Raw genomic sequence first — 20,712 nt, forward strand, 5'->3', positions numbered from 1 at the left:
TAGCAGCTGAGCTAGTGCCGCATCACAATGAATACTCTTTTTTAGTCAGTCGAGTAGACTGATTGTAGATTGGAGCGGCACACGAGGTTCGAACTCGTGACCTCGACCTTGGCAAGGTCGCGCTCTACCAGCTGAGCTAGTGCCGCATCACAATGTAGCTCTTAGTTTCCCGCTGGGCGCAACCTTGAGGTCGCGTCTAACGTTTTAGCAGCTGAGCTAGTGCCGCATCACGCACAAGCAACAGACAATGTTTGCCGTCTTGAGCGGGGCAGGATTCTACAAGATAGAAAAAGCATTGCAAGTACTTTTTCTAAATTTTTTTAAAGATTGAAGAATTTTTGCTGGTAAACCTTCAACTCCATAATGGAGTCTTTGATGTCGTCCAGAGCCAGGTGAGAGCTCTTTTTGTGGATCCCATTTAACAACTCAGGCTTCCAACGACGTGCCAGCTCTTTAATCGTGCTGACGTCCAGGTTGCGGTAGTGAAAGTACTCTTCCAGCTCGGGCATGTATTTGTTGAGGAAGCGACGGTCCTGACCAATAGAGTTGCCACACATTGGCGATTTGCCCGGCGGTACCCATTGTTTCAGGAAGTCTAATGTTTGTTTGATTGCATCAGATTCAGAATGTGTGCTGGCCTTACAACGCGCAGTCAGACCAGAGCGGCCATGCTGATTTGTACACCACTCATCCATATTATCAAGTAATTCATCACTTTGATGGATAGCAATTACAGGTCCCTCGGCCAGTACATTCAGATCACAGTCGGTGATCACAGTGGCAATTTCGAGGATCCTATCTGTTTTAGGTTCCAGACCCGTCATTTCTAAGTCGAGCCAGATCAGGTTTGATTCATGAAAAGACATACACTACCTAACGGTACTTTCCTTTAGATCCAATGCAATTAGATATATCATATTAGCTTCATCACTCGACCAAAAGCTTTTTTTTACAAAGCGGGGCAATTTATTGAGTTATAGTCCATGATTGGCCTGTATACCACTCGATAGCAATAAATCGTGTCGCGAGTTTATAAGATATGGCAAAACGCAAAAAACTCAGTAAGGGCCAGTCCAGACGGATCAGTGCCAACCATCAAAAACGCTTGCATAAAGCGAAACAACAGTCCGACACGCAGGTGACTTGGCAAACCGATAACCTGGGCCCCACAGAACCCGCTGTGGTGATCAGTCGCTTTGGCCAGCACGCCGATGTCGAGTGCGAAAATGGCGATGTACTGCGCTGTAATATTCGCCGTACCGTCACCAGCTTAGTGTGCGGTGACGAAGTGATTTTCCGTCGCGCCAAAGTCAGTGAAGGCGATCTGGCCGGTGTGATAGAAGCCGTCGAGCCTCGCCGCTCTCAGCTCACCCGTCCAGATTTTTACGACGGTGTGAAAGTGGTGGCAGCCAATATTGACCAAATTTTAATGGTATCCGCAGTAGTGCCTGAATTTACCCCACAGATCATTGACCGCTATCTGGTCGCCTGCGAAGACATGGGTATTGAGCCAATTCTGTTGCTCAATAAAATCGATCTACTCGATGACGAAGGCCTCGACTATGTCGATGAAGTGCTGGATATCTATCGCGAGTTAGACTACCGCGTCGTGCTGGTGAGCAACAAGACTGGCGAAGGAATTGATGAGCTCAAATCCCTGCTGGCAGACAAGAACAACATCTTTGTTGGCCAATCCGGCGTGGGTAAATCCACTTTAGTGAACACCGTCCTGCCCGATGCCGCCATCCTGACGCAGGAAGTCTCTGAGAACAGTGGTCTGGGTCAGCACACCACCACGGTTTCTAAACTACATCACCTGCCCAGTGGCGGTAACCTGATTGACAGCCCGGGGATCCGTGAATTCGGCCTGTGGCATCTTGAAGTAGAGCGAGTGACCTGGTGCTTTAAAGAGTTTCGAGAGTTTATCGGCGGCTGCCGCTTTCGCGACTGCAAACACCTCAATGATCCGGGTTGCCTGATCCTGGAAGCCGTTGATGAGGGCAAAATAAGCGAACTGCGCTTTGACAGCTATCATCGCATTCTGGAGTCCATGGCGGATGGCCGCGCAGGTGCGCGCGCGCCAAGAGTTTGATACTATCTTCAAAATTTTTTCAGGAATAATAAAAGTGAACTTGGATAAACTAAAGATTGCCCTGCAATATGCTTTACCCAAACATGCCGTATCACGTTTGGTGGGAAAACTGGCCGCAGCCGAAGCGGGTGCACTGACAACCACCTTAATTAAACTGTTTATCAAACAGTACAAGATAGACATGAGTGAAGCCCTGCATGAAGATCCAGCTCACTATAAAACCTTTAATGAATTCTTTACCCGCCCGTTGAAGCCGGGGATCCGCCCACTTGCCGAAGAAGCCAGCATTGTGGCTCACCCGGTCGACGGTGCCATCAGCCAGTTAGGTGATGTAGTCGATGGTCAGATCATTCAGGCCAAAGGCCATGACTACAGCCTGCAAACCCTGCTGGGGGGCAAAGAATCCGACGTAGCACCGTATCTGGGCGGTAAATTTGCCACCATTTATCTGGCACCCAAAGACTATCACCGTATTCATATGCCCCTTGATGGGACGCTGAAAAAGATGATCTACGTACCTGGCGATCTGTTCTCGGTAAACCCGCTGACTGCGCAAAACGTCCCGAATCTGTTTGCACGTAACGAGCGGGTTGTCGCTATCTTTGACACTGAGATAGGTCCACTTGCGATGGTACTGGTGGGCGCCACCATAGTAGCCAGTATCGAAACCATCTGGGCCGGCACAGTCACGCCACCAGCCGGTAAAGACGTCTTCAGCTGGGATTATCCGGCAGAGGGCGACAACGCCGTTAAATTGAAAAAAGGCGACGAGATGGGCCGTTTTAAGCTAGGCTCGACGGTTATTTTGGCCTGGGGAGAAGATAAAGCCGACTTCCTGGCCAACCAATTACCAGAAACAGTTACCCGTATGGGCACCCCATTTGCGACCATCCGAGACTAGCCGGATCACGCGCTCAAAAAAGCCCGCAGATGCGGGCTTTTTTAATCGTCCGTGGCATTAGCCACACACATCACATGCCGCATCCCTTTCCAGCGTAAACTGCCTTTGCTGCAAGCTCAAAGCATCGACCACGATCATTTCACTGTGTTTATCAGGCACATCAGAGATAATTAAACTGACTGCCTTCATCGCCTGCATAGAGCCGATAATGCCCAATAACGGGCTCACCACACCTGCGTTCTGACAATTCAATACCGGTTGCGCCGACGACTTTGGAAAAATGCAGTGATAACAGGGCGAGGACGCCCTGAAATCAAAGGCCATAAACTGGCCCTGAGTGCCCAGCGCGGCACCCGAAATCAGGACCTTACGGTGTTGTACACAATACTGGTTGAGCAAATAGCGCGTGGCGAAGTTGTCGCTGCAATCCAGGATCCAGTCACTGTCTTGCAATATGCTGTCTATATTGCTGTTGTCGAGCTTCACAGGCTGTGGGATCAGTGAGATTTGGTTATTCAGGCTCGCTAAAACCTTACCCGCGGCTTTCGCTTTTGGCTGGCCAATGTGACTGACCTTATACAAAATTTGCCTTTGCAAATTAGACAGCTCAACCGCATCATCATCACAAAAAGTCAGCTGCCCGACTCCACTTGCCGCCAGATAAAACAGCGCAGGGCTGCCCAGACCCCCACAACCAACCACGGCCACCCGCGCTTGTTTTAGGCGCAGCTGACCGGCTTCCGACACTTCGTTGAGCAGTAAATGGCGGCTGTACCTCAGTCGCTCTTTGTCACTGAGATCTGTACTCATGACTCGCCAGTGGCCCGTTTCAGGTCAATGATTGCCTGTTTATAATCCGCCGCCTCGGTGATGGCACGCACCACCGCCACACTGCCAACTCCGGTGGCGGCAACCTGAGGTGCCCGGGTCAGGTCAATGCCCCCAATGGCCACGGTGGGATAGCTTTCACGCATCAGAGGTACAAAGTGTCTAAGCTTTTCAAGCCCCTGGATCTGTCCGGTCATGTCCTTAGTGGTCGTCGGGTAAATCGCGCCAAACGCCAGGTAGCTGGGCCGATAGTTGTGGGCTCGCAGCATTTCATAAAACCCATGCGTGGACACCCCCAAACGCAGTCCCGCCTGCTGAATGGCAACCAGATTCGCCGAACCCAGATCTTCCTGACCAAGGTGCACCCCATAGGCGCCATGGCGAATGGCCAGCTCCCAGTGGTCGTTAATAAAGACCCGGCCCTGATATTTTTCGCCCAGGGTGATAGCACACTGTATGTCTTCTTCCAGGGTCGCGTGATCAGCCTGTTTAATTCTGAGTTGCACCGTTTTCACGCCTTCCGCCAGACACTTTTCAACCCAGTCTACCGAGTCAACGACGGCATAAAGCTCCAGTTCTTCTCCGATGGGCGCAAACCCGGCGGCAAAGTTAAACTCTTCGCTAAGTGCAAATTCCAGTTCATCACCGAGCCAGCTGCCTGGCTCTATCACCTGAGGAAAGTCCGAGATATTCTCAGGAAATCCAGCATGTGCCAGGGGACCCCTGCCCTCACCAAAGCGCTGCGCTAATTTCAGCCCCTGATTGATATAAGCTTTGGCCAGAATAAAGGCATCTTTGATCGGGTAGCCTTTGGCCAGGCAAGCCGCAACAGAAGAGGCGAAGCTACATCCGGTACCATGACTGTGCGGCGTTTGTATCGCCTCATTGCCAAGCCAATACTCTTCGCCTTCACTCCAGCAATAATCGATGCAATAACCACTGGGATAATCCCAGTGACCCCCTTTAATGATCACCGATTTGACGCCAAATTCGCGCAGCTTACGGGCAGCGTCCCTGACGGCATCCGGACCAATCAGATATACGCCAGTGAGCACTTGCGTCTCCTGTGTATTGGGCGTGATAACATCAACCAGAGGTAACAGGTACTTTTTCAGCGCATCCAGGGTATCTTCTTCGGTCAGCGCATCGCCACTGGATGCAATGGCAACCGGGTCGAACACAATCACAGGGGGATTGTCCCAGCGACTCTTGTATTGCGCCAGATGTTCTGCCACCAGCTGGATCTGTGTGCTGTTGGCCAGCATGCCAATTTTAATCACGGTTGCTTTTAAATCGGCTTCGAGTGCCAGCAGCTGAGATTCCAGCACTTCACTCGAGACCGCATTGATCTCTTCAACCGCCAAACTATTTTGCGCCGTCAGCGCGGTTATGGCTGTGCAGGTTTGCACACCAAAACTGTGCATTGCTTTGACATCCGCTTGCACTCCGGCGCCGCCGCCCGAATCCGACCCGGCAATGGTCCATACCAGTTCAGCCACAATTACTCCTACTTACTCTGTTGAATATGGCGCATGATTAAGTACTTTGCGCCACAAAGGCTTAGCGACACTATAGCGCGTGTTTAATTCTGATGCCAAAAGGGCATCCCCATCGTCGGGGTGGAAGGCGCTGCGACTTCTTTCTCCGGCATGGCCTGCGCTACATAGGCAGCACGCCCGGCAACCACCGCATGATTAAAAGCACTGGCCATGGTCACCGGACAGCCAGCACCGGCAATGGCAGAATTCAGCAACACGGCATCGTAGCCAAGCTCCAGGGCCTGTGCGGCATGCGAGGGTAAGCCGAGTCCCGCGTCAACAATCAGAGTGTGGTCAGGCAAACGCTCACGAATGGTTTTCAGATTATAAGGATTAAGTAACCCTTTTCCGGTGCCAATGGGGGCACCCCAGGGCATCAGTACTTCGCAGCCCAGATCCGCCAGGCGCTGACACACCACTAAATCATCGGTGCAATATGGCAGCACTTTAAACCCTTGCTTTATCAGAATTTCGGTGGCTTCCAGCAGGGCAATCGGGTCGGGCTGTAAATTGTATTCATCGCCAATCAGTTCCAGCTTGATCCAGTCAGTCGTAAACACTTCCCGGCACATTTGCGCCAGTGTCACCACTTCTTTAACACTGTGACACCCGGCGGTATTAGGTAACACCCGCAATCCGGTATCCTTGATCAGTTGCCAGAAGTCACCTCCAGCCGACACGGAGTTCTGGCGTCGCAGTGACACAGTGACGATTTGCGCCTGCGAGGCGACCAGGCTTTGCTGCATAATCTCCGGCGAGGGGTAAAGTGCTGAGCCTATCAGTAAGCGGCTGTCGAACTGCTCACCATAAATGCTTAACGGTGTATCACTGTGCATCATTAGCCTCCCTGAATAGGCGATAGCAACTCGATGCTGTCACCCTCTTGCAGTCGCTGCTCCGCTAACGTGCTGCGCGGCACAAATTGCCCGTTCAGCGCTACCGCAAAAGGCGCCTTTGCCCCTTGTGCTTCAATCACCTCCAGTAAAGACTGTGGCTGCGACAGCGTGAGCGCCTGACCATTGTAACTTATATTCATAATACCCCTTGTTGTAACGCGTGTTGCACCACCATTGGTGCCAGCAAAAACCCATGCCGATACAGACCGTTAATGCGGATCACATTATCAGTGACACTAATATGCGGGCGATTATCTTTATACGCCGGGCGCAAACCTGCGCGCAGCGACATCACCCGCCCCTCAGCAAAGCCACTGTGTACCGTATAGGCGGCCGACAGCAGCTCCAGTGTCGAGCGGACTGTGATATCGCCCCGATCCTGAGATTCAATTTCGGTCGCACCGATGACAAACTCGTGATTTGGTTTAGGCGCGATGTAGAGTGGGTAACGCGGATGCATCAGACGCACCGGGCGCTGCAAACTCACCTCAGGCGCGTAGATGCGGGCAACCTCACCACGCACCCCACGCAGCCCGGGGCTGTCGTCTTTGGCATCCAGCCCACGGCAGTCAATGATCCAGTCAAACGCTTCACCATTGACTCGCCCTTGTGCGATGTGTGCCTCTGCCCCTTCATGAAAGCGCACGCCCCTGTTTTTTAGGGTGCTAAGGCTGGCAGCAAAGAATGCCAGATTATCGAGCTGACCCTCACAGGGTAAATACAACCCCTGATGAAAGCGGCCAGCCAGTTCAGGCTCCAGCGCACCAATGCCGCGACCATCCAGGCTTTGCGCCTGATGGCCAGCCAGGGGCTTAAGGCGACGCTGAAAACTCAGCAAATCGCCTCTGTCTTGCTGGTGCGCGACGATCACTGTGCCCTGCTGCTGAAAAAACACCGGTGCATCGAGCTTGGCCAGCAACTCGGGCCACAAGGTCATGGCATGCAACCCCTGCTCAGCCAGATCTTGTTCACAGATCACGGATTCCGCCATCGGGGCGAGCATCGCGGCGGCCAAAGTGCCGACACTGGCAGGCGCCGCGACCAGATCGCGCTCAAATACGCTCAGCTGATACTGCTCTGCCAGCATCAGGGCAGCAACCCGCCCTGTCAGGCCAAAGCCGACAATAGCAACGCGTGGTTTGTTTGTCTGGGACATCTTGCCTCCATACGGGCCCGAAAGGACCCGCTACCCTAAATCACAGCGCTTTGTGGTAAAGCTCCGACCCCGTCTCTTTGAACTCGCGTGATTTATTTTTCATTTCGGCTTCCACATCAATCATTTTGATGGCAATGGCTTCGCCGGCATTATTTGGATCTATGCCCTCGGCCTCGAGCTGCTTGGCATAGTCGCGCACATCCTGGGTGATCTTCATAGAGCAGAACTTAGGACCACACATAGAGCAGAAGTGTGCCACTTTACCCGACTCCTGAGGCAGTGTTTCGTCGTGATAAGACAATGCCCGCTCCGGGTCCAGACTCAGATTGAACTGATCGTGCCAGCGGAACTCAAAACGCGCTTTAGACAGGGCATTATCACGAATTTGTGCGCCCGGATGACCTTTGGCCAGATCCGCCGCGTGCGCCGCAATCTTGTAGGTGATCAGGCCCTCTTTGACGTCTTCTTTGTTTGGCAGACCCAGATGCTCTTTTGGTGTGACGTAACACAACATGGCGGTACCGTACCAGGCGATCTGCGCAGCACCAATCCCGGAGGTGAAGTGATCGTAGCCCGGTGCAATGTCTGTGGTCAGCGGGCCAAGGGTATAGAAAGGGGCTTCATGACAGTGCTTTAATTGCTCATCCATGTTTTCTTTGATCAGGTGCATAGGCACATGCCCTGGCCCTTCAATAAATACTTGTACGTCATGTTTCCAGGCAATCGTGGTCAGCTCACCTAAGGTACGCAGCTCAGACAATTGCGCTTCGTCATTGGCATCGGCGATTGAACCCGGACGCAGGCCATCACCCAGAGAGAAACAGACATCGTACTGCTTCATGATCTCACAGATGTCTTCAAAGTGGGTGTACAGGAAATTTTCTTTATGGTGCGCCAGACACCATTTGGCCATAATGGAGCCACCACGCGACACAATCCCCGTCACTCGCTTTGCCGTCATAGGCACGTAGCGTAACAGCACACCCGCGTGAATGGTGAAGTAGTCAACGCCCTGCTCGGCCTGCTCAATCAACGTATCGCGGAAAATTTCCCAGGTCAGATCTTCCGCCACACCGTTCACTTTTTCCAGCGCCTGATAAATCGGCACCGTACCGATTGGCACCGGTGAGTTACGTACCACCCACTCACGGGTTTCGTGGATATATCGGCCTGTCGACAAGTCCATGACCGTATCCGCACCCCAGCGGGTTGACCACACCAGCTTCTCAACCTCTTCTTCAATCGAAGAAGTCACCGAGGAATTACCTATGTTGGCATTCACCTTCACCAGGAAGTTGCGGCCAACAATCATAGGCTCGGTTTCCGGGTGGTTGATGTTGTTTGGCAAGATAGCGCGGCCACGTGCAATTTCAGCACGGACAAATTCGGGGGTAATAAAGTCTGGGATCTCAGCACCAAACGACTGGCCCTTGTGCTGCTGCGCCAGTAACTCTTCACGAATTTTCGCGCGGCCCATGTTTTCACGAATGGCGACGTATTCCATTTCCGGGGTCACAATACCACGACGCGCATAGTGCATTTGTGTCACATTTTGTCCGGGCTTAGCGCGGCGGATCTTAGGCAGGTTCTCAAAACGAATATGGTCCAGCCCTTCGTCCGCCATACGCTGCTGAGAAAACTGCGAAGTGACCGACTCCAGCGCTTCGGTATCGTCGCGGTCTAAAATCCACTGCTCACGGAATTTCGGCAAGCCTTTGCGCACATCCAGCTTAAAATCTGGATCGGTGTAAGGGCCTGAAGTGTCGTAGACGCGAACCGGTTCATTTTTCTCAAAGATTGGCTCTTCTTCCGTCCCGCCAATAAAAGAATCACTCAAAGTGATTTCGCGCATGCCGACACGCACGCCTGCCTGCTCACCCTCAACATACACTTTCTCGGAATTTGGGAAAGGTTGTCCGGTAAGGTTATAGATAAAATCCGACGCGGCCTCGCGCGACTCACGACGTGATAACTTGCTACTGTTGTTTGACATGACATGCCTCATTGTTAAGTTAAGGTGTCTTGTCAGAACTCCGCAAAGGGAGCGAGAAGGGTCCAAACCAAACCCACAGCAAAGCGCTGTGTGCTGATTTCATTTAGTGGAGCATGTTGGCACAGGTACAACATGGCTGGCAACCTAGATATCTTACGATATACCAACTTAGGTAGCTTGTTCCCTACGCAGGCATTAACCTGATCAGGTCCACGGATCCCGCAATACTGCGATCTCAGCCCAGATGGGCACTCCGACAAGTAACGAACTGTGAAAAAGTGTACTGAATCGCGCCTAGTTAGTCAAAGGCTCTGCGTCCAGTGCTTTAAATTGCCAGGTTTGCTGGCCTTTAAGGTGTAACTTATTGTTCTGAATAGTAACAGTCACGCCCTGCTGTAGCATGTCCAGAAACTGCATCTCCCGCGCATCCAGCACATCACCGCAGGACTTTCGGGTCATCCCCAGCTGACTCAGCTTGAGGATCTCAGACGCCATGTTGCCCTCAGCAAAAAACCGATTACACCCAGCAAAACCAACCACCTGTAAGGCATCCAGAAACTCGATTTCTATCGGTGAGGCCTCTGTAACAAGATGACCATCAACCTGAGCTAACTGCCAGTGAGAGTGCTTAAGCTGTTCCCTGGTTACCTTCCCTGTACTGGAACATGCCATTAATACGCACATCAGGCATAAAAGAATGGAATTTTTCATGGTAAACCAACCGCTTAAAATATGATTAATATTATAACGTCAGCCGGTGTGGAAAAGGCAGTAAAAATCTGTAATTTTCTGCCTTTTTAGTAAAAAAATCAGACGAAAAGCTGATCAATTTCCTCAGGCAGGAACGGACGCCCCCGTTCATTCACGGATGTCCCGGTGACAACCGCATCCAGCATGAGCTTGTCGTCTGCGGCGCGGATAATGCGCTGAATAAACGCGAACTTCAGTTTACTGACCCGCAGTGTTTCAACTTCAACATAAAATGCGTCCCCCGGTTTCAATGAATCTTTATAATTCATTTCAGAGCGGATCACCACCAGGTTGATTTTTTGCTCCGCCAGTGCAGCAAAATCGACGCCGTTGGCAATCAAAAATTCATGCCTGGCATGCTCCAGATAATTAAAATAGACACTGTTATTCACAATGCCCTGCAAATCACATTCATAATCCCTGACTTTGAAATCAAGCTTAAATGTCATGGCCTTTCCTCTTCACTAAGTTGCCGAATTTATAACACATATTAACTGTTAACTGGTCGGGCTTTTGCTACACTGTGCGCAATCAAAAATGGAACAAGATAAGACATGAAGCTTAAACTTTCTTTGCTTAGCATCAGCCTGTTGGCTGCCCTGTCAAACCAAGCCGCCGCTGACGAATTACCGACAGCCGCGCCCCTTGAAACCATTGAAGTCACCGGCGACTTCCAAAGAGAATCTCTGCAAACACTGAGTGCCAGCGCCAGTGTGATGGGTGAAGTTGAAATGACCCATCGCGGCGCCAGCTATCTGGATGAGCTATTAAATAGCACCGCCAATGTGAACTTTACCGCAGGCGCCTCACGCGGCCGCTTTGTGCAGATCCGTGGCGTAGGGCTGCGCTCTCAATTTGTTGACCCAATCACACCCAGTGTGGGTATGCTGGTCGATGGCATAAACTACTCAGGTCTGGGCGGCAGTGCCTTGCTGTTTGATATTGATCAGGTGACCTTATATCGCGGTCCTCAGGGAACACGGTTTGGCGCCGATGCCATGGGCGGGATCATCGACCTGCAATCTCATGTCCCAACCCAGGATACCGCAGTTAAACTACGCGTTGGCGCGGGTAACTACAATAGCTATGAAGCCGGCCTGGCGGCAGGCACCGGATTAACGGACAGTACCGCTGGACGTATTAGCCTGTATCAACGCGGCTCCGACGGCTATGTCGATAACCTGTATCTGGATAAGCCAACTCAGGATCAGCAAGAGCGACTGGCCCGCGTTAAACTCAGCAGCCAGCTGACAGACGCGCTAACAGTGAACCTGGCCGTGCACCACATAGATATCGATAATGGCTATGATGGCTTTACGCTGGACAATACACGTCACAGTGTGGCTAACCTGCCAGGTAAAGACACCCAAGAAAGTGATGCCTTTGCACTTAGTGCCCAGTATACCGGCCTGAGTGCTTTTGATATTGAGTTCCAGGGCACAGGGCTGCAAGCCGATACAGAATATAGCTACGATGAAGACTGGACCTGCCATGACGCAACCCAGCCGAAGCTTTGCGCCGCAGGCCTGCACCCGGACCACTATGAAAGCTTTGACAGCTACCTGCGCGATCACGAACGTGGCACGCTGGAAGTCAAACTACTGGACAAGCAGGGCGACTGGGTGATTGGCGCCTACGCACAACGTCGTGATGTCGACCTGACCCGTCAGTACACCTGGCTGAGCAATGATTTTCGCTCCAGCTATGATGTTTCCAGTCAGGCGCTATTCGGTCAGAAAGTCACACATCTGAATGAGCAGACCCGCCTGATCACGGGATTGCGAGTTGAACGCTATGACAGTGAATACCTGGATACCAATGGCTTTAGCATAGATCAGGATGACACTATGGTCGGTGGTAAGCTGGCGCTGGAATATCAGGTTGTGCCTCGCACCATGATTTATACCAGCCTGAGCCGGGGTTATAAGGTCGGTGGCGCCAATGGAGAAGCGCTGGCCAAAGCCAAAGACGAAGGGTTTAGCATTCCTGCCTCAGCATTTTCGTTTGAGCCAGAATATCTGTGGAATGCAGAATTTGGTGTAAAGGGTCAGTCTGAAGATAAAAAACACACCCTGTCTGTTACCGCATTCTATATGGAACGCGAAGACATGCAGCTTAAACAGTGGCGCATTGACGGTGTCCAGTTCGCCGGCTTCATCAGCAATGCGGGTAAAGGCGAAAACTATGGTCTGGAAATCGAAGGCCAGCGCCTGATCACGGATCAGCTGACGCTGAACTACAGTCTCGGCTATCTGGACACTAAAATAGAAGACTTTGTAACCACCTCAGGTGCTAACTTCGATGGTCGTGAGCAGGCACAGGCGCCCAAGTATCAATATGCCTTCTCGGCAGACTACAGCGTGCTGGAAAACCTGGTGCTGAGTGTGGGTGTCGAAGGTAAAGATGATTACTTCTTCTCGGACAGCCACAACGAGCAGGCACCGAGTCAGAACCTGATCAATGCCAGCGTAAGTTATTATGGTGAACAATGGTCACTGACTGCCTGGGGTCGTAACCTGGCCGACCGTGATGTCCCGGTCAGAGGGTTTTACTTTGGTAATGATCCACGCGATGGCTACACGCCGCGGAACTACGTTCAGTATGGTGAGCCGCGAGTCTTTGGCCTGACCTTCACGTACGATTTGTAAATTCGAACGAGTATGAAACAAAAAAAGGCGCTCAGTGAGCGCCTTTTTTAACGGTTAGTACCCGCTGTTTATTCCGGCAGGTTGCGGCCGTAGAACACTTCCTGGATCTCACGATTCAGGCGCTCACGGATCTGCTCTTCCTCTTCTGTGTCCAAGTCATCCGTTGTGATACCAAACAGGTAGGTATTCAGATCGGTTTCTTTGAGCATCATCTTAGTGTGGAACAGATTTTCCTGATACACATTCACATCCACCATGTGATACGCCTCTTTGGTATCTTCCGTCATGTAGTTCTGGATAGAATGAATGGCATGGTCGATGTAATGCTTTACGCCATTGACGTCGCGGGTGAAACCACGCACACGGTAATCAATGGTGACCACGTCTGACTCCAGCTTGTGGATCAGGAAATTCAGTGCCTTCAGCGGTGAAATAATACCGCAGGTCGAGACTTCAATATCAGCACGGAATGTACAAATACCATCATGCGGATGCGCTTCAGGATACGTGTGCACACAAATATGGCTTTTATCCAGGTGCGCCACCACAGATTCCGGTAATGGTCCTGGTGTTTCATTGCTGTCGAACGTTTGCTGCTCAACTGGCTCTTCTGATACCAAGATGGTGACACTGGCACCCTGAGGATCGTAGTCCTGGCGGGCAATATTCAGTACATTGGCACCAATGATATCGACTACGTCGCGCAGAATGTCGGTCAGGCGATCGGCACTATACTGCTCATCGATGTATTCCAGATATTCTTTACGCTGCTGCTCGGTCTTGGCATAGCAAATATCATAGATACTAAAGCTTAAACTCTTAGTTAAGTTGTTAAAGCCGTGGAGTTTAATTTTATCAAAGGGCTTGTTCACGATAGACCCACCTTAAAACGTGAAAATCTGCGCTGCAGAAATAAAAGTTCGCGGATTTTATACGAAAATAGCGTCGCAAAAAAGACCTATTTCGCGCTGTTTTCAACCACTTCGTGGCTGTGAGTAATTTCTACCGCTTTTTCAAGCATTAAGGCTACCGAACAGTATTTTTCAGCAGACAATTGCACTGCGCGCGCCAGGTGCTTTTCTGACACATTATTGCCAGTCACCACAAAGTGTAGATTGATTTTGGTGAATACTCTAGGGGCACTCTCAGCGCGCTCTGCTGTCAGCTCCACCGTGACATCACTGACGTCCTGTTTGGCTTTTTTTAGAATGCTGACAACATCCACGGATGAACAGCAGCCTGCCGACATCAACACCATTTCCATCGGGCTGGGCGCTGCGCTGTCAGCGCCTGCGTCGAATACCACATTATGACCAGAATGAGAGCGACCTATAAAGGTATCTCCGTCAACCCACTTCACACTTGCTTGCATGTTTATTATTCCTCGAGTTCCTAAAACTAATAACACCGCCAATAGGCGGTGTTATATTTGATACATAGCAGCGACGACTGCGTCAGTTTATTGCATTGTCGAACAGGTTTTTCACCAGCCCGGCGAATTCCTCAATAAACTCTCTTTGTTCTTCAGTAACGCGCTGCTCAGTGACGCTGGAGAGTACTTCCTGCAAATCATACACAATGCCGTCAACTTCTCTGACTATCAGGCTACGTTGTTCGGTCGTCAATCCGGTATGTTGCTCACAGAGGCGGATCACGTGCTCAGCAATCACATCTTCTATTAACTCCAACACCTTAGGTGCATTGGCTTTCACCACACCCGGCTTCTCAAACAAGGCTAAGTGTTGCGTTAGGTACATGACTAACTCATCGTATCCTTGTTTATCTAAAACCATATATTGCCCACCTGAATGTATCAATGACATCTCCTATTGATTTAAGCAGAAACTAGTTTTGATTGCTACTTTTGATATTTGCAGACCAACAAAAAAGCAGCCGAGTTGACGCTTGGCTGCTTTTTTCAATACTAAAGGGTGAGAAAATACGGGTTTATTCTCACTGAGTACGATTTTACTCGATAGTCAGGCCCGGACTCAAGGTGCCTGGCAAAGTCACTTTGTCCAGCTCAACCGAAGCCACCGGGTATGCACAGTAGTCTGCTGCATAGTAAGCACTTGCTCTGTGGTTACCAGATGCACCAATACCACCAAATGGTGCGGCACTGGATGCGCCTGTGATTGGACGGTTCCAGTTGACGATACCCGCACGGCTGCGACGCAGGAAGTGCTCGTAATCGGCCTGGTTATCACCCAGTAAACCGGCTGACAAACCAAAGCTGGTGTCGTTGGCTTTTTCAATTGCAGCATCGAAATCGCTGTAACGGAATACTTTCAGTAACGGGCCGAAGTGCTCATCATCAGGGAAATCAGTGACCTTGGTACACTCAATGATGCCTGGCGTTACAAAACCCGTGCCTTCAGTGTGTGTCAGCTCAAGCAAAGTCTCACCACCAAGCTCAACCAGCTGTTGCTGTGCAGCAACCATACCAGCAGCGGCATTGTTAGAGATCATTGAGCCCATAAACGGCTGATCTTCGGCGTCATAATTACCGATTTTAATCGCTTTAGTGGCTTTCAGCAGTTGCGCCAGGATCACATCGCCCTGTTCGCCTTCTGGCAGGAACAGTTTACGCGCACACGTACAACGCTGACCGCTGGAGATAAACGCTGACTGGATGATGTCATGAACGGCCGCTTTGGTATCAGCCACGTCTTTCACGATCAATGGGTTGTTACCACCCATTTCCAGAGCCAGAATTTTGCCAGGCTGACCTGCATACTGCTCATGGAGCAGATGACCGGTACGAGAAGAGCCGGTGAAGAACAAGCCGTCGATGCCTTTGTGTGACGCCAGGGCTTTACCTGTTTCTACTTCACCCTGCACCAGGTTGATCACGCCTTTTGGCAGACCCGCCTGCTCCCATAGCTTCAGCGTCAGCTCTGCCACATAAGGTGTCAGTTCTGAAGGCTTGAAGATCACAGTGTTACCCGCCAGCAGGGCCGGTACAATATGACCGTTTGGCAGGTGACCCGGGAAGTTATAAGGACCAAATACCGCAACTACGCCGTGCGCTTTGTGACGAATAACCGCACGACCCACTGGCATTGGGTTTTCAACTACGCCGGTGCGCTCATGATAGGCTTTTTCAGAAATCGCGATTTTACCAACCATGGCGCCCGCTTCAGTGCGCGTTTCCCACAGTGGCTTACCGGTTTCCTGTGCAATGGCTACAGCCAGTGCTTCACTGTTTTCTTTCAGTAGCTCAGCAAAGCGCTTAACCACAGTCAGGCGCTCTTCAAACGCCTGCTCACCCCAGCTGTAGAAGGCTTCGCGGGCCGCTTTTACGGCACTGTCAACTTGCTCTGCCGTTGCCGCGTTGGCACGCCAGATCTCTTCGTTATTGGCCGGGTTTACCGACGCAAATGCTGCGCCTTCACCTAAGCGCCACTCACCATTAATAAATTGTGCTGCGTGTGTTGTCATAATTCTTTCCCAATTAAAGAGTTGCAATACTAACGGTGTCACCGTCAGCGATCTGCAGGGCCTTCGCCACCGCACCAGGGATGGCCACTTCTGTTGCTTTTTCTGGCAGCGTTAACGTCAGTGCCGTCGCACGATATCCCGCTAGTTTATCATTAGCTATCATGACGGGGGAACCTTCTGCGTCAATCTGCATCGCATCGTCAATGCGCACTGTGTACTTACGCACTTCGCGCACTGTGCGGATGTTGTCAACTTTGGCTTCTACCGTGGGACCTGCATCGAAGATATCGACATAGCCATTAAACGTAAAACCTTCGCTCTTAAGCAGTTCAATCGCCGGGCGCGTGTTGTCATGCACTTCGCCCACCACTGACTGGGCTTCTTTGCTCAGCAGGTTAACGTAGATAGGGTACTTAGGCATCAGCTCGGCAATAAAGACTTTTTGACCAATGCCGGTCAGATAGTCCGCAGTCGGAAAATCCATTGAGAAGAAGTGTTCTTCCAGCCACTGCCAGAACGGGCTGTCGCCATTCTCATCAGACACGCCGCGCATCTCAGCAATCACAGTGTCCGCAAAACGGTCACGATGTTGATTGATAAACATGAAGCGTGACTTAGACAATAACTTGCCATTCAGCCCGCGGCGGTATTTATCGCGCAGGAATAATGTGCACAACTCAGTGGCACCGGTGTAGTCATTACACAGGGTCAGAATATCCACTGCTTTGTAAACATTCAACGTCCGTGATGAGTGGATCACTTTACTCAAATGATAGTGATAGAAGGCATCATCAAGACCCACTGCGGCTTCGATGGCACTGGTGCCAACGACTTCGCCCGTCTCACTGTCTTCGAGCACAAACAGGTAACCTTCATCAAAAGGCACGTCTGTTTCTTTGGCGAATGAAGCAACTGAGCGTTCGATCTTGTTTTGCAGCAATTCTTCATTGACCGGCAATGAAGTAAAGCCATGCCCCGACTCCTGGGCAATGTTCAAAAGCGCTGAATAATCGCTTTTCTGGATTGGGCGAAGGATCATCATGAGCCCGCTTACTCCTCAAAAAATGTAGATAGCTGAGTCGCACATTAAGTGCGACCCACATGTCACCGACTGGTATTAGGCGTTGTTTGCAACCACTTTGGCCACAGCCGCTTCAAAGCGCGCCATACCTTCACGGATATCCGCATCAGGGATCACCAAAGAAGGGGTGAAACGCACTACGTTTGCACCGGCAACCAAAGACATCACGCCCTGGTTAATACCTTCTACCAGGAATTCTTTCGCTTTACCCTGATATTTGTCGTTCAGCACACCACCCAGTAGCAAGCCTTTACCACGGATCTCACTGAACACCTGGTGCTTCTCGTTGATCTCATTCAGCAGCTCGCGGAACAGCGCTTCTTTGGCTTTAACGCCATTCAGTACTTCCGGGGTGTTGACTGTGTCCAGTGCAGCTTCTGCAACGGCACACGCCAGCGGGTTACCGCCGTAGGTTGAACCGTGTGTACCAATCTTCAGGTGCTTGGCAATTTCAGTGGTGGTGATCATCGCACCGATTGGGAAACCGCCGCCCAGCGCTTTAGCTGTGGTCAGGATATCAGGTGTCACACCCAGTCCCTGATAGGCATATAGGTCACCAGTACGGCCAACACCGGTTTGTACTTCATCAAAAATCAGCAGCGCGTTGTGCTTATCACACAGTTCACGTACACCTTTTACGAAGTCCGCTTCTGGTGAAATGATACCGCCTTCACCTTGTAGTGGCTCCATCATTACCGCACAGGTGTTGTCTGAGATCAGTGCTTCCAGTGCCGCCAGATCATTGTAGTCGCTGTGCACAACATCGCCCGGCTTAGGACCAAAGCCATCGGAATACGCAGCCTGACCACCCACGGTTACAGTGAAGAAAGTACGACCGTGGAAACCTTTATTGAAGGCGATAATTTGTGATTTTTGCTCACCGAAGTTATCCAGTGCCCAGCGACGCGCCAGTTTTAATGCAGCTTCATTGGCTTCAGCACCAGAGTTCGCAAAATAAACTTTGTCTGCGAAGGTCGCATCAGTGAGTTTTTTCGCCAGGCGAAGGGCCGGCTCATTGGTCATGACGTTAGACAGGTGCCAGATTTTCTCGCCCTGTTCTTTTAGCGCTGCAACCAATGCAGGGTGACAGTGACCCAGACAATTTACTGCGATACCGCCCGCGAAATCGATGTATTCTTTGTTATTTTGGTCCCATACGCGCGCACCTTCACCCTTGACCGGGATCACTGCAGAAGGTGAATAGTTAGGCACCATTACCTGATCGAAAAGTTCACGATTGATAGTCATTTTGATTCCTCATTTTGGTGAGTACAGCACTCAACCGGGCCAGGCAGTGATACATGAAATCTCAGCGACAGCGATGTAAAAGACCTGAATTTTTCCCAATTGGTGCAAAATTCATACGCTCATTATTTCAAAAAAAAGCGCATTTGTCTCATATTAAACACCGCGCGAGCCCTTTATATTCAAGGGATTAGTATATAATTGCAATCTCAGTGAATAACTATTAAGGCGGCCAAAATTAACGCCCCTATAACTTCAAGGTGTTTACTGAGATCCCTCGCTTACCCGGGGTGAATGAATAAGCGAGAAAAAAGTGTGGCTTTTTTTACAGAATGGTCAGTTGCAGGCTTTGTAGTGCTGTTTTTGACAGCAGATCTTGCTCCGCACTGTTGAGCTGATTAAAAGCAAGCCAGTCTTTAGCTTCATCGGCCTCCAGCAGATGAGTGTCTTTAAGCATCTGATATTGCGCATAGCAATAGGCTTTGCGCACTACCTGAGTGAGCGGCAGTTGCTCAGCAGCATGATTATGCGACTTTGGCAGATAGCTTTGCGCAAACTCTTCCATAACCGCATTAAAAGGCAGATAACGAAACTCCATTCGCTCAATCAGGTACTGTGATATCGTTGCCGAGTGCTCCAGCAATAGGTTACGTAAGAACAAGGGATCAGGCTCCAGACCGACCAGCGCGGTGTGCAGATCTTTTTGCTTTTTGTCGCGGGCAATTTTTACTTTTCCCTGCCAGACCCGCTCAAACGTACGCAAATATAATCGTGTTAATGCGATCTTACCGACATCCAGCAACATGCCCAGCGTGAATGCATGCTGCTCTTTGACACCATACATCGGAGCCAGTGTTTTAGCGGCGATGGCCGTTGCCATGCTCATATCGCGCAGTTTGCGCTTCAATAATGGAAAAGGTTCTGTGGAATGTGGCATCCAATGGCGCATCGCAAAGGTCGGGATCACCATTTGCAGGTTTTCCAGCCCCAGGTAGCGTAACGCCAGTGCAGGTGTATCGACCTTTACTGCGGTGCCTTTCGCACTCTTTTTGCGGTACTGAGGCAAGTTTACCAGAGACACCAGATCCCGCCCCAGCCAGGACAAATCATTGATCAGGGGCTCTAAACGACCGACCGAGGCCGATTTCACAGCCAGAATATCCAGCACCGTTGGCACGGCTTCCTGGATCCCTACCACTTCATGGTAGATGGTGTCCAAATCTTCCAGTTGGGTGTTGATAGCGGCCTCAATGACCTGATGTAAGTGCGTGCTGGCTTTGGCAATGTATTTATGATGACTGGTGCTGCGCTCCTGACGCTTGGCGGCTGCAGCGAGTTCTACCTCAAGCATAGTACGTTGTGGTATACGTTCGCCAAAATTCATATCAAAAGTATGAATATAGCCGATCTGCTGCTGAGCAAAGTTATGGCTAATTAGTACATCATGGGCACGCTCTGCCAGAGCTTGTGCGATCCGAGATTGCCTAATGTCATCAGTCATCAATTATGTTCTTTTTCGGTATTGTCGGGGTTGCTTTTTTAAGGTTAGAAGCGACTTATAAAGTTATCAAGTAGCCGCAGGCCATGCTCAGTCAGAATGGCCTCAGGGTGAAACTGAACACCTTCCAACGCCCGCTCAGTATGGCATAAGCCCATGATTTCATCTAGGTCACCCGCGCTATTTTGCGTCCAGGCCGAGACCTTGAGCGCCTCGGGTAACGTGTCTTGCTGCACCACCAGCGAGTGATACCGGCATACCTCAAACTGTTCGGGCAAGCCTGTGAAGGATCCGCTGTGGTTGTGCACCAGTGTGGAAGTTTTACCATGCATGACCTGCCTGGCACGTACTACTTTTGCCCCCAGCGCCTGCGCGATGGTTTGATGGCCCAGGCAGATGCCGAGGATGGGGATCTGTCCCTGAAATGCGTCAACCACCGACAAGGATATCCCCGCTTCATTCGGTGAACAGGGCCCAGGCGAAATCACAATATGATCCGGATTGAGTGCGCGAATGTCAGACACCGATAGCGCATCATTACGATGCACCACCACTTCTTGATCAAGGCGTTGAAAATATTGCACTAAATTGAATGTAAATGAATCATAGTTGTCGATCATAAGTAGCATACTGCGCTATCCTTGT

Annotated in this window: 20 protein-coding genes, 1 tRNA gene and 1 riboswitch; of the genes, 3 read left to right on the forward strand and 18 right to left on the reverse strand. The window is 50.8% G+C overall.

The window, feature by feature from the left end; all coding sequences use genetic code 11:
* Nucleotides 1–70: 70 nt before the first annotated feature.
* Both MHN33_RS17395 and orn read right to left on the reverse strand, forming a co-directional pair.
* Nucleotides 71–146, reverse strand: a tRNA-Gly gene (locus MHN33_RS17395).
* 174 nt (nt 147–320) lie between these two features.
* Entirely contained in the window at nt 321–866 is a 546-nt protein-coding gene (gene orn, locus MHN33_RS17400; RefSeq protein ID WP_130244536.1) for an oligoribonuclease, read from the reverse strand.
* Between the two features lie 173 nt (nt 867–1,039).
* Here orn and rsgA point away from each other — a divergent pair, with 173 nt between their 5' ends.
* Both rsgA and asd read left to right on the forward strand, forming a co-directional pair.
* Entirely contained in the window at nt 1,040–2,092 is a 1,053-nt protein-coding gene (gene rsgA / locus MHN33_RS17405) for a small ribosomal subunit biogenesis GTPase RsgA (RefSeq protein WP_239399741.1), read from the forward strand.
* Between the two features lie 34 nt (nt 2,093–2,126).
* Nucleotides 2,127–2,993 carry an archaetidylserine decarboxylase gene (asd, locus tag MHN33_RS17410; RefSeq protein ID WP_125720180.1) on the forward strand — a complete coding sequence of 289 codons (867 nt, stop codon included), beginning with the start codon at nt 2,127–2,129 and terminating at the stop codon, nt 2,991–2,993.
* A gap of 57 nt (nt 2,994–3,050) precedes the next feature.
* Here asd and MHN33_RS17415 read toward each other — a convergent pair whose 3' ends face one another.
* From MHN33_RS17415 to MHN33_RS17450, 8 genes are all read right to left on the reverse strand, one after another.
* Nucleotides 3,051–3,803, reverse strand: coding sequence for a HesA/MoeB/ThiF family protein (locus tag MHN33_RS17415; RefSeq protein ID WP_239399743.1), 753 nt, complete (start codon nt 3,801–3,803; stop codon nt 3,051–3,053).
* Nucleotides 3,800–5,320 (reverse strand): thiamine phosphate synthase, encoded by a 1,521-nt coding sequence (thiE, locus tag MHN33_RS17420; protein WP_239399745.1) that lies wholly within the window; start codon nt 5,318–5,320, stop codon nt 3,800–3,802. The genes MHN33_RS17415 and thiE overlap by 4 nt, the downstream gene beginning before the upstream one ends.
* Before the next feature lie 83 nt (nt 5,321–5,403).
* Complete coding sequence (locus tag MHN33_RS17425; RefSeq protein WP_239399747.1) at nt 5,404–6,198, reverse strand: thiazole synthase; 795 nt, start codon at nt 6,196–6,198, stop codon at nt 5,404–5,406.
* Nucleotides 6,198–6,395 (reverse strand): sulfur carrier protein ThiS, encoded by a 198-nt coding sequence (thiS, locus tag MHN33_RS17430; RefSeq protein WP_125782407.1) that lies wholly within the window; start codon nt 6,393–6,395, stop codon nt 6,198–6,200. Before thiS ends, MHN33_RS17425 begins: the two co-directional genes overlap by 1 nt.
* Nucleotides 6,392–7,411, reverse strand: a complete 1,020-nt coding sequence (locus tag MHN33_RS17435) for an FAD-dependent oxidoreductase (RefSeq protein ID WP_239399749.1) — start codon at nt 7,409–7,411, stop codon at nt 6,392–6,394. Before MHN33_RS17435 ends, thiS begins: the two co-directional genes overlap by 4 nt.
* Before the next feature lie 40 nt (nt 7,412–7,451).
* Complete coding sequence (thiC, locus tag MHN33_RS17440) at nt 7,452–9,404, reverse strand: phosphomethylpyrimidine synthase ThiC (RefSeq protein WP_239399751.1); 1,953 nt, start codon at nt 9,402–9,404, stop codon at nt 7,452–7,454.
* Between the two features lie 164 nt (nt 9,405–9,568).
* Nucleotides 9,569–9,670, reverse strand: a riboswitch (TPP riboswitch).
* A gap of 28 nt (nt 9,671–9,698) precedes the next feature.
* On the reverse strand, nt 9,699–10,076 hold the full coding sequence (locus MHN33_RS17445; RefSeq protein ID WP_239399753.1) for an META domain-containing protein: 378 nt from the start codon (nt 10,074–10,076) through the stop codon (nt 9,699–9,701).
* Between the two features lie 137 nt (nt 10,077–10,213).
* Nucleotides 10,214–10,603: an acyl-CoA thioesterase gene (locus MHN33_RS17450; protein ID WP_046004957.1), complete on the reverse strand. Its 390-nt coding sequence runs from the start codon at nt 10,601–10,603 to the stop codon at nt 10,214–10,216.
* 105 nt (nt 10,604–10,708) lie between these two features.
* Between MHN33_RS17450 and MHN33_RS17455 the strand changes: the two genes are divergently transcribed.
* A complete protein-coding gene (locus tag MHN33_RS17455) occupies nt 10,709–12,802 on the forward strand; it encodes a TonB-dependent receptor (RefSeq protein ID WP_239399755.1) in 2,094 nt (697 codons plus the stop codon).
* 68 nt (nt 12,803–12,870) lie between these two features.
* Here the strand turns inward: MHN33_RS17455 and speD are convergent, their stop codons facing one another.
* The 8 genes from speD to MHN33_RS17495 form a co-directional block, all read right to left on the reverse strand.
* Nucleotides 12,871–13,674: an adenosylmethionine decarboxylase gene (speD, locus tag MHN33_RS17460; protein ID WP_239399757.1), complete on the reverse strand. Its 804-nt coding sequence runs from the start codon at nt 13,672–13,674 to the stop codon at nt 12,871–12,873.
* Between the two features lie 86 nt (nt 13,675–13,760).
* Entirely contained in the window at nt 13,761–14,174 is a 414-nt protein-coding gene (locus MHN33_RS17465) for an OsmC family protein (protein WP_239399759.1), read from the reverse strand.
* Nucleotides 14,175–14,256: 82 nt separating this feature from the next.
* Entirely contained in the window at nt 14,257–14,595 is a 339-nt protein-coding gene (locus MHN33_RS17470; RefSeq protein ID WP_046004953.1) for a DUF3802 family protein, read from the reverse strand.
* A 175-nt stretch (nt 14,596–14,770) separates the two neighbouring features.
* The gene (astD, locus tag MHN33_RS17475) at nt 14,771–16,243 is read right to left on the reverse strand and encodes a succinylglutamate-semialdehyde dehydrogenase (RefSeq protein WP_239399761.1); all 1,473 of its coding nucleotides are present in this window, start codon (nt 16,241–16,243) and stop codon (nt 14,771–14,773) included.
* A gap of 13 nt (nt 16,244–16,256) precedes the next feature.
* Nucleotides 16,257–17,285: an arginine N-succinyltransferase gene (gene astA, locus MHN33_RS17480; protein WP_125720201.1), complete on the reverse strand. Its 1,029-nt coding sequence runs from the start codon at nt 17,283–17,285 to the stop codon at nt 16,257–16,259.
* Nucleotides 17,286–17,360: 75 nt separating this feature from the next.
* Nucleotides 17,361–18,572, reverse strand: a complete 1,212-nt coding sequence (locus tag MHN33_RS17485) for an aspartate aminotransferase family protein (RefSeq protein ID WP_239399763.1) — start codon at nt 18,570–18,572, stop codon at nt 17,361–17,363.
* Between the two features lie 322 nt (nt 18,573–18,894).
* On the reverse strand, nt 18,895–20,070 hold the full coding sequence (locus MHN33_RS17490; RefSeq protein WP_239399765.1) for an HDOD domain-containing protein: 1,176 nt from the start codon (nt 20,068–20,070) through the stop codon (nt 18,895–18,897).
* 44 nt (nt 20,071–20,114) lie between these two features.
* Nucleotides 20,115–20,696: an aminodeoxychorismate/anthranilate synthase component II gene (locus tag MHN33_RS17495; RefSeq protein WP_239399767.1), complete on the reverse strand. Its 582-nt coding sequence runs from the start codon at nt 20,694–20,696 to the stop codon at nt 20,115–20,117.
* Nucleotides 20,697–20,712: the final 16 nt, after the last annotated feature.

This window comes from Pseudoalteromonas sp. OOF1S-7 (genome assembly GCF_022347765.1).
Lineage (GTDB): Bacteria > Pseudomonadota > Gammaproteobacteria > Enterobacterales > Alteromonadaceae > Pseudoalteromonas.